Annotated in this window: 14 protein-coding genes and 1 tRNA gene; 6 read left to right on the top strand and 9 right to left on the bottom strand. The window is 60.5% G+C overall.

All coding sequences use genetic code 11. The features are described from left to right. Positions 1 to 46: 46 nt before the first annotated feature. Both AC07SU_RS02835 and AC07SU_RS02840 read right to left on the bottom strand, forming a co-directional pair. Positions 47 to 454, bottom strand: coding sequence for a hypothetical protein (locus tag AC07SU_RS02835; protein WP_494996150.1), 408 nt, complete (start codon positions 452 to 454; stop codon positions 47 to 49). 70 nt (positions 455 to 524) lie between these two features. Further along, complete coding sequence (locus AC07SU_RS02840) at positions 525 to 1445, bottom strand: alpha/beta hydrolase family protein (RefSeq protein ID WP_494996151.1); 921 nt, start codon at positions 1443 to 1445, stop codon at positions 525 to 527. A gap of 172 nt (positions 1446 to 1617) precedes the next feature. Between AC07SU_RS02840 and AC07SU_RS02845 the strand changes: the two genes are divergently transcribed. Further along, on the top strand, positions 1618 to 2583 hold the full coding sequence (locus AC07SU_RS02845; RefSeq protein WP_494996152.1) for an arsenic resistance protein: 966 nt from the start codon (positions 1618 to 1620) through the stop codon (positions 2581 to 2583). 87 nt (positions 2584 to 2670) lie between these two features. Continuing rightward, the gene (locus AC07SU_RS02850) at positions 2671 to 4278 is read left to right on the top strand and encodes an ArnT family glycosyltransferase (protein ID WP_494996153.1); all 1608 of its coding nucleotides are present in this window, start codon (positions 2671 to 2673) and stop codon (positions 4276 to 4278) included. A gap of 108 nt (positions 4279 to 4386) precedes the next feature. Here the strand turns inward: AC07SU_RS02850 and AC07SU_RS02855 are convergent, their stop codons facing one another. From AC07SU_RS02855 to AC07SU_RS02885, 7 genes are all read right to left on the bottom strand, one after another. Continuing rightward, on the bottom strand, positions 4387 to 4707 hold the full coding sequence (locus tag AC07SU_RS02855; protein WP_494996154.1) for a hypothetical protein: 321 nt from the start codon (positions 4705 to 4707) through the stop codon (positions 4387 to 4389). Positions 4708 to 4799: 92 nt separating this feature from the next. Further along, positions 4800 to 5099 (bottom strand): hypothetical protein, encoded by a 300-nt coding sequence (locus AC07SU_RS02860; RefSeq protein ID WP_494996155.1) that lies wholly within the window; start codon positions 5097 to 5099, stop codon positions 4800 to 4802. Between the two features lie 52 nt (positions 5100 to 5151). Beyond that, complete coding sequence (locus tag AC07SU_RS02865) at positions 5152 to 5613, bottom strand: DUF4234 domain-containing protein (protein WP_494996156.1); 462 nt, start codon at positions 5611 to 5613, stop codon at positions 5152 to 5154. A 330-nt stretch (positions 5614 to 5943) separates the two neighbouring features. Then, a tRNA-Phe gene (locus AC07SU_RS02870) sits at positions 5944 to 6019 on the bottom strand. A 103-nt stretch (positions 6020 to 6122) separates the two neighbouring features. Next, positions 6123 to 6395, bottom strand: a complete 273-nt coding sequence (locus tag AC07SU_RS02875; protein ID WP_176997294.1) for an oxidative damage protection protein — start codon at positions 6393 to 6395, stop codon at positions 6123 to 6125. Beyond that, complete coding sequence (gene mutY, locus AC07SU_RS02880; RefSeq protein ID WP_494996157.1) at positions 6392 to 7459, bottom strand: A/G-specific adenine glycosylase; 1068 nt, start codon at positions 7457 to 7459, stop codon at positions 6392 to 6394. The genes AC07SU_RS02875 and mutY overlap by 4 nt, the downstream gene beginning before the upstream one ends. Further along, complete coding sequence (locus tag AC07SU_RS02885; protein ID WP_494996158.1) at positions 7456 to 9666, bottom strand: AsmA family protein; 2211 nt, start codon at positions 9664 to 9666, stop codon at positions 7456 to 7458. Before AC07SU_RS02885 ends, mutY begins: the two co-directional genes overlap by 4 nt. 326 nt (positions 9667 to 9992) lie before the next feature. Between AC07SU_RS02885 and AC07SU_RS02890 the strand changes: the two genes are divergently transcribed. From AC07SU_RS02890 to AC07SU_RS02905, 4 genes are all read left to right on the top strand, one after another. Continuing rightward, a complete protein-coding gene (locus AC07SU_RS02890) occupies positions 9993 to 11654 on the top strand; it encodes an OFA family MFS transporter (RefSeq protein WP_494996159.1) in 1662 nt (553 codons plus the stop codon). Between the two features lie 263 nt (positions 11655 to 11917). Next, positions 11918 to 12511: an imidazoleglycerol-phosphate dehydratase HisB gene (hisB, locus tag AC07SU_RS02895; protein ID WP_017849940.1), complete on the top strand. Its 594-nt coding sequence runs from the start codon at positions 11918 to 11920 to the stop codon at positions 12509 to 12511. Continuing rightward, on the top strand, positions 12511 to 13149 hold the full coding sequence (hisH, locus tag AC07SU_RS02900; protein ID WP_494996160.1) for an imidazole glycerol phosphate synthase subunit HisH: 639 nt from the start codon (positions 12511 to 12513) through the stop codon (positions 13147 to 13149). Before hisB ends, hisH begins: the two co-directional genes overlap by 1 nt. Beyond that, positions 13150 to 13407, top strand: a complete 258-nt coding sequence (locus AC07SU_RS02905; protein WP_176997289.1) for a DUF2164 domain-containing protein — start codon at positions 13150 to 13152, stop codon at positions 13405 to 13407. Positions 13408 to 13429: the final 22 nt, after the last annotated feature.

Genomic DNA, 13429 nt, shown 5'->3' on the forward strand with positions numbered 1-13429 from the left:
GGCGTCCTCAAGGGCCCTATCGCCGGCAAGTCCGGCTCCTACAGGGTTAGGGTTGTGTCAGGGCCTGGGAGGCTGCGACGTAGTCCGCCTGGAACTGCGGCGACTCAATCCATGCCAGCGCCGCGGCTTCATCCTCGGTGTCGGTGGCCCACTGCCGGTACTCGATCAACGCCGCCAGAATGAAATCGGTGGCCTCCTCTTCGCCCTCCTGCTCCAACACCACGGCCAGCAACGGGTGGGACAAGAATGCGGCGCACAGTGCCTGCTGGCTGATCTCGCTGGCGGTGCGCATCTCTACGAACAACTCGGTCAAATCCACCGACTCAAGGTCAATGCGGCTGTCATCGCCGGCAAAGGCATCCGGCTTGGTCGCGACGGCGCGTTGGGTGCGGTTCTGCTTGGCCTTGGCCTTTGCCCGGTGGGCGCGTTTTTGCTGCTTGTTCGGCGAGGCCATGGGCTCAACGTCCTGAGTCTGGATCTGGGTGGTGTATTGAAGCGCAGGTTGGCCTAAATCCCAAGGGCTTCTAGATGCGTTCCGTCACCCGGCGCCCGGGCGTGCCGTGCGCCAGCTCACCCTGTTGCAACCACGCCAGTGCGATCGGCCACAAACGGTCCTGATACTGGCTGCGGAAAAACGCGAAATGCCCGACCTCTTTTTCGCCAATGTCCTGCGGGGCGATGCGCAGGTGAGTTCGTTCGCTGTTCTTGAAATACCCCAGCAAGCGGTCGACAGCCGCCACCGTTCCGAATGGGTCGTCGGTGATGCTGATCGCCAGTACCTGTGCCTTCACCCGGGCGAAGGGCAGGTCGCCCAAGGCACGCCCGCTGGGCCGCGTTTCATAGGTGGGCGTTGGCGTGCTCCAGTCCCGTACCACGCCGGCTGGTGTGTCTTCCAGCCAGCCCATGCGCTTGCCGGGAAAGTAGCCGCACACGGCTGTCACCAGTGGCATCACCACATGCCACTTGCCGAACATTTTCCAGCGCCCGCTCGCCTGGTAGTCGCGCCAGTAGGCGAACTGCGCGCCCACTGTCACGATCCGCCGAATCACCGCCCCCGAGGCGCCCAGCCCCGCGGCGCACCCGCCAAAGCTGTGAGCGACCACATCAATCGGCTGCCCGGGAAACTCCCGCTTCGCGCGCTGAAGCATCGCCTCGAAATCCAGCACGCCCCAATCCGACCATGACGCCTTGAACCCCCGCAGCGAGCCGGCCCGTGATTCGCCGATGCCACGGTAGTCGAACGTGATGACGTCAAAGCCGTTGGCAAATAGGTAGTCCGCGAAGCGTGAGTAGTGGCGGCAACGCACGGAGGTGGCGGCGTTGATGATCACGACGGGGCGCGTCATGTCTGTGCGGACATGGCGCCATGTGAAACCACCAAGGAGGTGACCATCGGCAGCGGGCTCGCGAAATGTTTCGGGGGCAGGTTGGGCTGGCAGATTCATAGGGCGGCTCGGTATGTACGCTTTCGATGTGGGTTTGAAGGCCCGCGCGCTTTTTATCAGTTCCCGAAATTAGCAAATTTGGCGGAGTCTTTGCGCAAAAAAATGGACGTTGCTCGACCTCGACCTGTTGGATGCTTAGGCTGATGTTCTTTCGATCCAGCAGAGTCAGCCAATGACCCGCGACACCCTCGAGCGCAATCAGATCCCCGTCTACTTCGCCACCGTCTTCCTGGCCGTCCTGTTCGGCCTGCTTGTCCCTTCTGTGGCCCATGGTCTCGGCATGCTGGCCACGCCGGCTATCGCCCTGTTGATGTACGCCATGTTCCTGCAGATCCCCTTTCTCGATTTGCGCGAAGGGTTGAGTAACAAGCGCTTCATATCCGCCCTGTTGCTGGCCAACTTCATTCTTGTGCCGTTGCTGGTCTGGGTACTGACCCGTGGGCTCGTGGAGCGCCCGGCGCTGCTGGTCGGGGCTTTGCTGGTGTTGCTCACGCCGTGTATCGACTACGTGGTGGTGTTCACCCATATCGGCAAGGGCGATTCGCGATTGATGTTGGCGGCGACGCCGGTGCTGTTGCTGCTGCAACTGCTGCTGTTGCCGGTGTACCTGGGTTTCATGCTGGGGGCGGAATCGGAGGTGGTGGTGGCGGTCGGGCCGTTTGTCGAGGCGTTTCTGCTGCTCATTGTGGTGCCCATGGTGTTGGCGGTGCTGACCACGTCCCTGGCGCGGCGATCCAGGGTTATCAATGCGTGGAACGACGCCTGGGCCTGGCTGCCGGTACCGGCCATGGCGTTGGTGTTGTTTGTGGTGATTGGCTCGCAGATCACCTCGGTGGTGCGGGATATCGCCCTGTTGTTGCCAGTGGTCCCGGTGTACATCGGTTTCTTGCTGCTGGCGCCGTTGATGGGGGTGCTGGCTTCGCGACTGTTTGCACTGCCTGCGACGACGGCGCGGGCGGTGACGTTCAGCGCGTCCACTCGCAACTCGCTGGTGGTGTTGCCGCTGGCGTTGGCCTTGCCCGAGGACGTGCGTGGGGTGGCCGCAACGGTGGTGATCCTGCAAACCCTCGTTGAGCTGGTGGGAGAGCTACTCTACATCCGGTTGATTCCGATGCTCGTGTGGCCCGCAGGTCGGTAAGCCCGCAATTGTTCGGGTTTGTTCAGGCGTTATTCAGGGTTGCCATCGGCAACATGCGTCAGCGCACCCAACCTGAAAGGACAGCCGATGGACCACCGCAACCGCTTTCGCCTGGAGTCCCTGGGCATTTTCCTGATTGCTTTGTTGTTGTTTACCCTGGGCATCTGGGACCAGCAGCCCCAGGGGTTTGACGGGCGCTGGGCGCTGTTCCTGCAGGAAATGTTTCGCCATGGCGCGAGCCTTTTCCCCACCACCTACGGCCAGCCCTACGCGGACTATCCCGGCGCCGCGACCTTCTTCAGCTTTGTATTTGCCCGCCTGTTTGGCGCACCTAACCACTTGGCGAACGTGCTGCCCACGGCACTCGCTTCGGCGGGCGTGGTTGCTCTGATCTATCGCTTGCTGGCGCCGTCCGGTCGCCCTTGGGCGCTGCTCACCGTCTTGTTGACGTTGCTCACGACTCAACTGCTCGAAAAATCGCGCTCGGTGTGTCTGGATCAGATGGTCGCGCTGCTGTGTGTGGGCAGTTTCTACCTGCTGCACAGTGGTGAGCGCCTGGGTTCGCGCTTGAGGCAGTTGGCGGTGTTCCCGCTGTTTGTCCTGGCGTTTGCGATTCGCGGGCCGTTGGGGTTGATCGAGGTTTGCGGCGTGGTGTGTGTGTACTGGGCGTTGGGCAAGCCCGGGGAGCGGGTCAAGCAGGTGTTGATCCACGGGGTCGTCGGTTTGGCTTTGCTCGCGGCGTGTTGGTGGGCCTTGATGAAGCTGGCGCGCGTCAGTGGCGGCGATGCCTTTGCCGATGCCGTGTACAAGATGCAGGTAGGAGGGCGCCTGGATGAAATTGGCGAGCCGTTCTACTTCTACTTCCAACTGAGCCTGTATCGCTATTTCCCGGTAGTGCCGCTGGCGTTGGCCACGTTGATTGCGCTGCGTCATCGTTGGCCTGAGCGGTGGGCAAATAATGATCTGCAACTGATGCTGCGCCTCGGCGCCTGCGGCCTGATGATTCTGCTCGGGCTGTCGGTGCCGCACTTCAAGCGCGCCTACTACATCCTGCCGATGGTCCCGATGTTTGCCGCTGTCGCCGCCTATGGGCTGCTCCAGGCGCAAGGCTGGTTGATTGGCGTGCGCCGGTGCTACGAATGGCTTGTCGCCGCGCTACCGGCATTGTGCGTGGTTGTGGTGTTTATCTGCCGTCATGGGTGGCAGAAGCATGGTTACTGGCCTGACGTTTCGTTGCCGCTGCTGATTGGGGTGTTGGTGGTCCTGCAAGTCGCGGCGTTGATTGTGTGGCGGCAGGTAGGCCGGTTGGTGTGGCTCAGCCTGATCGCACTGGCGGCGCAATGGTTGTTGTTGGTGACAGTGGTAGAGCCGTCCAAGGACCTGCAATTCGATACGCGACAGTTTGTCGGCCAGGTCGAAGCGCTTCGCGTATCGACACCCGGGCCGTTGGTGTTTGTCGACTTGGGTCGAGACACCTGGGCGGTGCGCTACATGATGAACCTGGATCACGATGAGCAGCCGCTGTTTGTCGGGCGTACTGAGCTTGAGAAGCTGGCGACGCTGCCTCGGCCATCGTGGGTCATTGTGTCGCGCAAGGAGGCCGCACTGTTGAGCGGGACGCCAATGGAGCAGCAGGCGCCGAACTTCGAGGGCCGGCTCAATGACAATCCGCTGATGGTGTTCTTACTCAAGTAGGCACGTGGCATTGAGCGGTATTGATCATCGCGGTTTGAAATTTCGGCCAACAAAAAAGCCTGTGATAAACAGGCTTTTTTGTTGGCGCGTGCGCCGCTCGGCTATGGATCAGGCCGCTGGGAGCACGGGGATCTGCATGCCGATTTTCGCCGAGGCGAAGTTGAAATCGCCACTGCCAATGGATTGTGCCTGGAAGCCTTGGCCAATCAGATCCTTGATGTAGAACGTGTTGTAGAGGAAGGCAAACACGATATTGCTCAGCCCCATCGTGAACATTGCAATCACGAACTGAATCAGGCCGTATTTCAGGTCGCCGCGAAACAGTGCCGGGAAACAACCGAAAAAGAAGGTTGTCCACGAAAAACCTACAGGAGCTTCTTTCATAGCGCCTGTGTTCGGGTTTTTGAAAATAATTGATGTGTATGCCATTTTTTCTCTCCATGTGCCCAAACGGGTAAGTGATACGTCGGGCCGCGTATCCCTGGGTGTTGTGAAACAAGTGGTGTGGGGTTGCGCAGGTGTCAGTCGGCGATTTCCCAAATTAAATTGTCTTCGTCGACCATGACATCCACGCTCAAGGTCTCGTGACCGTCCGGGCCATCGACCTCAACCAAACCGCGATATTTGTTTTTGCCCCTGCTGATCAAGGTCAGGTCTTTGATCTTGTTTTCACCGGGTGACGTGTCCTTGTCCCACGTCTCCTGCATGCTCTCCTTCACCTCTTGGGCCAGCTCTTCATTGGCTGCGTGAGCAGTGCCAAGGCAAAACAGCGATGCGAGCAGTGTCAATGCCATTGTGAGGTGTGGGGGTGTGCGCTTCATCTCGGGCTCCTTGAGACGGCGTGCCGGGCGCAGACCCGCGCCCTGTGAAGTCTTAAGCCTGTTGGGTGTGGCCGCGCAGAATATTTTGCTTTCTCTGTTCTTCCGGCAGGTCGTTGATGCAGTAGTTGATGTAGAAAATATTCAGGAAGAAGGTGTAGAGCGCGTTCATCCGCAGGTCGATTTTATGTTCGCTGAGGGCGTATTCAGACAGTGCGTTTTTAGCCTTGAATGCCCACACGATGTACATCACGTTGGAGGCGATGAGCAGAATCAACGCAATAGCACTCAGCAACACGTTATCCGTTCCGGAGAGCGCACCACCCATGCCAAGACACACCGCGAGCCAGATGATGTAGGTGTTGTCGACTACCCGGGTTTTTGTGGTTTCGCTAAGAATCAGATTGCTTTTGTACAACCAGAGAAGTAGGTAGAGGCCCGCCGTGGCTACTGACAGCAAGACCATGTTGAGGGTCTTGGTGTCGATTTTGTCTTTCAATTCGTTGATGGTGGACATAACTCTTCCGTGTTTATGGCGTCGAGAGGCTTCGAAGTGGGTTCGCGAAGGGCTGCAGCTTTTTGAAGGGAGGGGGGAGGCATGAAAATGTCTAAACCCGTCGTTTTGCCTTCGCGAATAATATGCAGTGGCTGACGGTTACAGGAGGGGATGCATCCGCATAGTGTGACTCGCCGGCCTTGGCATATTTTGAATCATATCACGACGCCACTATTCGGCGGCATAGGTTGTGCCATTGAATGGCAGCAAATCGCAGGCAACAAAAAACCCGCACTAGGCGGGTTTTCTGTGTGCTTTCACGTGATGTTTACACCACCTGAAAGCTGAAGGTGGTGCCCAGAGACGGAATCGAACCGCCGACACGGGGATTTTCAATCCCCTGCTCTACCGACTGAGCTATCTGGGCAACGGGGCGCATTAAACGGGTTTTTCAGGGGGTCGTCAAGCAAGTTTTCGAAAAATATTTAATTATTACCGTCGCTTACGTGCTGACCCCGGTTTTTGATCAATTATTGAGCAGGTGGAACGTAGCCATCGGCCTTGGCGTAATCTTCGCCGGAAAAGAACTTGTCCATCTCGCCTGCCAGATATTTACGATCTTCGGCATTCATCATGTTCAGGCGTTTTTCGTTGATCAGCAGGGTCTGGTGTTTCAGCCAGTCGGCCCACGCCTGGGCGGAGACGTGATCGAACACATCCTGGCCCTTGGCGCCCGGATACGGAGGGCGTTCCAGGCCTGGCAATTCTTCTTTGTACTTGCGGCACATTACGGTGCGGGTCATGACGACTCTCCTGCATTCAATACATCGGCCGCGCGCTTCAGCAGTTTTTTCACCGGGGCGGCAAGGCCCAGGCGCGGCGGGGTGGCGAGGTTATACCAGAGCCAGTCGGCCTCGGCCACGTGATGGGCGCTTTCCTCCACCCGCACCAGCCAGGGCTCGATGGCCAGCTGGAAGTGGCTGAAGGTGTGGATGAGCCCCGGCAGTTCCTGTTGCGTGCCCAGTTCCAGCGCGTGCTGGTGGGCGAGGTGTTCCAGGTCTTGTAGGTCATCCAGCTCCGGTAAACTCCACAGGCCGCCCCACAGGCCGGTGGACGGGCGACGGTAAAGCAGGATCGCGCCCTCGGCATTGGCCAGCATCGGCATCAGTGTGCGTTTTTGCGGGATGGTCTTGCGCGGCTTGGGGATCGGGTAGCGCGTCTCCAGGCCGAGCATGTGGGCTTCGCAGCCTTTTTCCAGCGGGCACAGCAGGCAGCTGGGCTTGCTGCGGGTGCAGAGAGTGGCGCCCATGTCCATCATCGCCTGGGTGTAGGCGTTGACGCGATCATGGGGCGTGAAGCGCTCTGCGGTGGCCCACAGCTGCTTGGCCACCTTCGGCTCGCCTGGGTAACCCTCCTGCGCCGTAAAGCGCGCCAGCACGCGCTTGACGTTGCCGTCGAGGATCGGCGCCCGCAGGCCCATGCTCAGGCTGGCGATTGCGCCTGCCGTGGACAGGCCGATGCCAGGCAGCTCGGTAAGCTTCTCGACGTTCTTGGGAAACTCGCCGCCGTACTCGGCCACCACGATCTTGGCGGTCTTCTGCAGGTTGCGCGCCCGGGTGTAGTAACCCAGGCCGGTCCACAGGTGCAGCACTTCATCTTCCGGCGCGGCAGCCAGGGCTTCGACCGTCGGCAGCGAGGCCATGAAACGATCGAAGTAATTGAGCACGGTGCTCACCTGGGTCTGTTGCAGCATGATCTCCGAGACCCACACCCGGTAGGGCGTGATGCCCTGTTGCCAGGGCAGATCATGGCGACCGTGGCGGTCGTACCAATTGAGTACGGCCTCTGAAAACTGCTCGTTTCTCATCGCTTGAACAGGCCCTTCAAAGCGTCTTTAAGTTGCGGGTTGACCTTGTCGAGCTTCTCTTCCAGCTTGTCGCTGAGCTTGTTGCCCGCGGCCTTGATGGCGACCTGCGTCAAGCCGTCCTTGTCCAGTCGGCAAGCCTTGGCGCCCAGTTCCAGCGGGCCGCGGCAGCGCAGCGGCACTTCGATGTTCTGGAAGTTGGAGCCTACCTGGCAAGCCGGGTCTGGCACGTCGCGCTGGTCGCCTTCGACGATGATGCCAACGCGGTAGTCCATGCCCAGCACGCGCAGGTCGACGTCGCCGTTGCCGTTGACAGTCAGGCCAGGGATGCGGACTTTCAGGTCCGGGTTGTTGGCCACGCCATTGCGGAACGTCAGGTTGCCGCGCAGTTCTTGGAACGGGGTGTCCTTGCCTTGCGGCGTGGTGCTCAATGTCTTGCGGTTGAGCAGGGCGATGCCCGTGCACAGTTGCTGTTCAAGGTTGGCGTTGAGCAGCACGCCGTTGTTGATCACAAAGCTTGCCGTACCGTTGAGGCTGTCGATCAGTGCCTTCTGGCTGTTGCCACGGCCGGTCAGGTTGCTGTCGAGGGTGATCTGGCCCTTCACCGGCGGGTTCTGCCCTTGGGCCTGCAGGATGCGTTCAACCGGCACTTGCTTGATATGGCTTTGCAGCGCGAGTACCGGAATGTCCTGGCGTACATCGAGCGAACCGTTGGCCTGGAAGGTGCCGTTATAGAGCCCGCCACTGAGGGTGTCGAGCTTGAGCTGACCATCGATGCCGGAGGCTTTCAGCGCGGCGTTCTGGATCGGCAGTTTGCTCAGGGTCAGCTGGCCGAAGGACAAATCGGCGTTCACATCCAGGGTGCGCAAGCGTGTCAGGGGCAGCAGCTTGTCAGTGCTCCAGGCGCCTTTGGTCGGTGCGTCTGGCAACGGTGTGGTGCCACCGGCCGCCATGGCGCCGGCTTCACTGTTCTGCACTTCGGCCTGGCGTGCGGCGCTGGCGCCCTTGGCGGACTCGGACTTGGCCGGCAGGTAGTTGTCGGCGTTGAAGGTGTCGCCCTTGAGTTGCACGCGCAGGGACTGCTTGGCGAAATCATCCACAGCGACGCGGCCGGTGAAGGTGCTGCCATCGAGCTTAAGGTTCAAGTCTTCCAGGGCCACGCTGGTGGGCGTGCCCTTGAGGCGGCTGACCAGTTCGACTTTGCTCAGGCTGCCTTCGGCCATGGCCGGTAGCGGGTGGCCGATGCTGTCGAGGAACTTGGCCAGGTCGAACTGGGCAATGGACAGGGCGCCACTCACTTGCGGGGTTTTGTTCAGGTCATTGACCTTCACTTCGCCCAAGGCGCGCAGCTGGTTGGCCGACAGCTTGAGGTTGGTCCATTCGGCAATGTTGGCCGCCAGGTCTACCAGCAACTGGCCCTGGGTGGAGAAGGTCACAGTCTTGCCTTGCAGAGGCTCGCCGGTGGCTTCGCCGCTGAGCTTCATGTCTTCGAACTGGTAGCGCTTGAGGGCTCGCTGGATGCGCAAGTTGCCGTTCAGCTCGGTCTTGACGCGCATCAGTGGCTGGTTGGTGCCCAGGAAGGCGGTGAGCTTCAGCGGGATACTGGCGCCTTCGTGCACGGCACCGGCGCTCAGCTGGATGCTTTCGGCACTGTATTGCTTGCCGGTCTGCTCATCGTTGTATTCAACGCGGGCGTTGTTGATGGTCAGGCTGTCGATGTCCAGGCGGATCGGCTTAGGCGGTTTCTCCGGCTCGGCTTCGGCAGGTTTCTCAGCAGGCGTCGGCGCGCCGGCGGTGGTCTCGGTCACGTTCTTGCCGATGTCTTCCCAGTTGCCGTGGCCTTGCTTGTCGCGGCTCAGGCGCAGGTTCAGGCCCTCTACGCGGACGTCGCTCATCTGCACTTCGCGGCGCAACAGCGGCAGCACGCGCACGGACAGGCCGAGCATCTGCAGGTCGGCGAACGGTTGGGTCGGGTTGGTCATGGTCGCCACGCTGGCTTCATGCAACTCCAGGCCCAGCCAGGGGAACAGGCTCCAGCCGATATCGCCATTGAGCGTCAGCTCGATGTGGGCCTTGTCGCGGGCAATCTGGCGAATCTCGTCTTTGTAGTCGTTGGGATCGAAGAGGTGGGTCAGGGCAAAGCCCAGGGCCACAATGATCAGCAACAGCCCGAGAAGTACCAGACCCAGGATTTTGCCGAACGCTTTCATGGGCGAGTCCTTGTATGTCGAATTCAAAATTTAGCCGCAGAGTATAACGCCCGACGGCTCACGTCAGTGCCCGGATCGTTACATTGTATCCAGCGCCCGGGGAACGGGATTCTGGCGTCAAACAAAACAGATTTCCCGAAAAAGGTGATATCAGTTTGGTTTTTCTGTCATCCACTGGTGCTAATCTGCGCAGGTTCGTCTGTCGTCTGCGACATAGCGTCGCGTTTAAAAGGAGCTTTACTCAACAACAACGGCCAACGCTTTGCGTGCAAGGTCGAGGGAGAGAGCGCCTGACGGACACATACTAATAACTGGGGGAAACACCAATGAGCACTAGCACTGCGGCAGGCCATACTGCCGCACAGCCTGCGTTCCTGTCCAAGGAGCGCATCATCGCCAAGCCGGGCTTCAACCGCTGGCTGGTTCCACCGGCCGCCCTGGCCATTCACCTGTGCATCGGCATGGCCTATGGCTTCTCGGTGTTCTGGCTGCCGCTGTCCAAGGCACTGGGCATTACTGCGCCGGTCGCCTGTGCACCGGACATGAGCTTCATCGCGCAAGTCTTCTCGTCCCAATGCGACTGGCCCATCTCCATGCTGGGCTGGATCTACACCCTGTTCTTCATCTTCCTGGGCTGCTCGGCAGCGATCTGGGGCGGCTGGCTGGAACATGCCGGGCCACGCAAGGCGGGCGTTGTATCGGCGCTGTGCTGGTGTGGCGGCCTGTTGATCTCGGCGCTGGGTATCTACACCCACCAGATCTGGCTGATGTGGATCGGCTCCGGCGTCATTGGCGGTATCGGTCTGGGCCTGGGCTACATTTCGCCGGTGTCGACCCTGATCAAGTGGTTCCCGGACAAGCGCGGCATGGCCACTGGCATGGCGATCATGGGCTTCGGCGGCGGTGCGATGGTCGGTGCTCCCCTGGCGGCAGCGCTGATGGGCCACTTCGCAACGCCAACCAGCGTCGGCGTTTGGCAGAGCTTTCTGGTGATGGCTGCGATCTACTTCGTGTTCATGATCGGTGGCGCGTTGTCCTACCGTGTTCCGCCGACTGGCTGGAAGCCTGAGGGCTGGACCGCTCCGGCGAAAAAAGCCAGCAACGCGATGATCACCCACCGCCACGTCCACGTGAACGTGGCCTGGAAAACCCCGCAGTTCCGCCTGGTATGGCTGGTGCTGTGCCTGAACGTTTCCGCCGGTATCGGTATCCTCGGCATGGCCTCGCCCCTGCTGCAGGAAGTGTTCGGCGGCAAGCTGCTGGGCGTGGATGTGCCGTTCGGCCAGCTGGACGCCGGTCAACTGGCGTCCATCGCGGCGATCGCGGCGGGCTTCACCGGTCTGTTGAGCCTGTTCAACATCGGTGGCCGGTTCTTCTGGGCGTCGTTCTCCGACTACCTGGGCCGTAAAAACACCTATTTCGTGTTCTTCGCCCTGGGCTTTGCCCTGTACGCGCTGATCCCGAGCCTGGGGCACCTGGGCAACGTGGCGCTGTTCGTGGCGGCGTTCTGCATCATCCTGTCGATGTACGGCGGTGGTTTTGCGACCGTTCCGGCTTACCTGGCCGACCTGTTCGGCACCCAGATGGTGGGCGCGATCCACGGCCGCCTGCTGACGGCCTGGGCTGCTGCGGGCGTACTGGGCCCGGTGCTGGTGAACTACCTGCGTGAATATCAACTGAGCATCGGCGTTGAACGCGCCGCCGCCTACGACATCACCCTGTACATCCTGGCAGGCCTGCTGGTGCTGGGCTTCCTCTGCAACCTGCTGGTTCGCCCAGTGGCCGACAAGTACTTCATGACCGACGCCGAACTGGCCGCCGAACAGGCGCTGGGCCACGACAAAGGCGCGGATGCCACTACCTCCCTGGAGTGGAAAGCCGCATCCGGCAGCGTGCCATTGGCCATTGCGGCCTGGCTGGTGGTAGGTATCCCGTTGGCGTGGGGCGTGTGGGTCACCCTGCAGAAAACCGCCGTACTGTTCCACTAACACTGCAAGAACTTTGTGGGCACGGTTCCTGTGGGAGCCGGGCTTGCCCGCGATGGGGGCGCCTCGGTGATACAGGAAGACCGGGGTGTCTGCATCGCAGGCAAGCCAGCTCCCACATGAGCTGGCTTTCACATGTACACACATGTCTATCCCCGACATTCCTCGCTTCAACTCGTCAGTCTTATCCCCTTCGATGTTTCTGTTTGGCGCCCGCGCCCCTATAATGGCTGCCTTTTTCGCCCAATGATTTTGCGGAGCTGGTGATGGCCGAACGTAAGGCGTCCGTCGAGCGCGACACTCTGGAAACCCAGATCAAAGCCTCGATCAACCTGGATGGCACCGGAAAGGCCCGATTTGATATCGGTGTACCTTTTCTTGAGCACATGCTGGACCAGATCGCCCGTCACGGGCTGATCGACCTGGATATCGTCAGCAAGGGCGACCTGCACATCGACGACCACCACACGGTGGAAGACGTGGGCATCACCCTCGGCCAGGCGTTTGCCAAGGCTATCGGCGACAAGAAAGGCATCCGCCGTTACGGCCACGCCTATGTCCCGCTGGACGAAGCGCTGTCGCGTGTGGTCATCGACTTCTCCGGCCGCCCAGGCCTGCAGATGCACGTGCCCTACACCCGCGCCACCGTGGGCGGCTTCGACGTCGACCTGTTCCAGGAATTCTTCCAGGGTTTCGTCAACCACGCACTCGTCAGCCTGCACATCGACAACCTGCGCGGCACCAACACCCACCACCAGATCGAAACCGTGTTCAAGGCTTTCGGCCGCGCGCTGCGCATGGCTGTGGAGCTGGATGAGCGCATGGCCGGGCAAATGCCTTCGACCAAGGGCGTCCTGTAATGCAGACGGTCGCGGTTATCGATTACGGCATGGGTAACCTGCACTCGGTGGCCAAGGCCCTCGAGCACGTAGGTGCCGGCAAGGTGCTGATCACCAGCGATGCCAACGTGATTCGCGAAGCCGACCGGGTGGTATTCCCCGGCGTTGGCGCGATTCGCGATTGCATGGCCGAGATCCGCCGCCTGGGCTTTGACAGCCTGGTGCGCGAAGTCAGCCAGGACCGTCCGTTCCTCGGCATCTGCGTGGGCATGCAAGCCTTGCTCGATCGCAGTGAAGAGAACGACGGCGTCGACTGCATCGGCCTGTTCCCGGGCCAGGTGAAGTTCTTCGGCAAGGACCTGCACGAAGACGGCGCCCACCTGAAAGTCCCACACATGGGCTGGAACGAAGTCAGCCAGACAGTGGATCACCCGCTGTGGCACGACATTCCAGACCTGGCGCGTTTCTACTTCGTGCACAGCTACTACATCGCCGCCGGTAACCCGCGCCAGGTAGTGGGTGGCGGGCATTACGGCGTCGATTTTGCCGCCGCACTGGCCGAAGGTTCGCGCTTTGCCGTGCAGTTCCACCCGGAGAAGAGCCATACCCATGGCCTGCAATTGCTGCAGAACTTCGCGGCTTGGGACGGTCGCTGGTAGATGGCCAGGAAGCCGAAGCTGCCGATCCTGAACCTCACGCCCGAACAGGAGCGTGAGGCTACGCAGAAGATCAAGCGCTTCATGGAAGACCGCTTCGAGCTCAGCCTGGGCTCGTTCGAGGTCGCCGAGATTCTTGAGCTGTTTACCACCGAAGTTGCGCCGCACTATTACAACAGGGCGATTTTCGACACGCAGACGCTCCTTAAAGAAAGGTTCGAAAGCATCGAAAGCGACCTGTGGTCGCTTGAGAAACCCTGATTTCCCAAGCATTGCTGAATAT

It is taken from the genome of Pseudomonas sp. GW821-FHT05H12 (assembly GCF_059419385.1).

Bases quoted from the DNA above. Each gene is read 5' to 3' on its own strand.
- AC07SU_RS02855 (WP_494996154.1), bottom strand. From the start codon at position 4,707: ATGGCATACACATCAATTATTTTCAAAAACCCGAACACAGGCGCTATG.
- AC07SU_RS02840 (WP_494996151.1), bottom strand. From the start codon at position 1,445: ATGAATCTGCCAGCCCAACCTGCCCCCGAAACATTTCGCGAGCCCGCT.
- AC07SU_RS02865 (WP_494996156.1), bottom strand. From the start codon at position 5,613: ATGTCCACCATCAACGAATTGAAAGACAAAATCGACACCAAGACCCTC.
- AC07SU_RS02835 (WP_494996150.1), bottom strand. From the start codon at position 454: ATGGCCTCGCCGAACAAGCAGCAAAAACGCGCCCACCGGGCAAAGGCC.
- AC07SU_RS02845 (WP_494996152.1), top strand. From the start codon at position 1,618: ATGACCCGCGACACCCTCGAGCGCAATCAGATCCCCGTCTACTTCGCC.
- mutY (WP_494996157.1), bottom strand. From the start codon at position 7,459: ATGAGAAACGAGCAGTTTTCAGAGGCCGTACTCAATTGGTACGACCGC.
- hisB (WP_017849940.1), top strand. From the start codon at position 11,918: ATGGCCGAACGTAAGGCGTCCGTCGAGCGCGACACTCTGGAAACCCAG.
- AC07SU_RS02905 (WP_176997289.1), top strand. From the start codon at position 13,150: ATGGCCAGGAAGCCGAAGCTGCCGATCCTGAACCTCACGCCCGAACAG.
- AC07SU_RS02875 (WP_176997294.1), bottom strand. From the start codon at position 6,395: ATGACCCGCACCGTAATGTGCCGCAAGTACAAAGAAGAATTGCCAGGC.
- hisH (WP_494996160.1), top strand. From the start codon at position 12,511: ATGCAGACGGTCGCGGTTATCGATTACGGCATGGGTAACCTGCACTCG.
- AC07SU_RS02890 (WP_494996159.1), top strand. From the start codon at position 9,993: ATGAGCACTAGCACTGCGGCAGGCCATACTGCCGCACAGCCTGCGTTC.
- AC07SU_RS02885 (WP_494996158.1), bottom strand. From the start codon at position 9,666: ATGAAAGCGTTCGGCAAAATCCTGGGTCTGGTACTTCTCGGGCTGTTG.
- AC07SU_RS02850 (WP_494996153.1), top strand. From the start codon at position 2,671: ATGGACCACCGCAACCGCTTTCGCCTGGAGTCCCTGGGCATTTTCCTG.
- AC07SU_RS02860 (WP_494996155.1), bottom strand. From the start codon at position 5,099: ATGAAGCGCACACCCCCACACCTCACAATGGCATTGACACTGCTCGCA.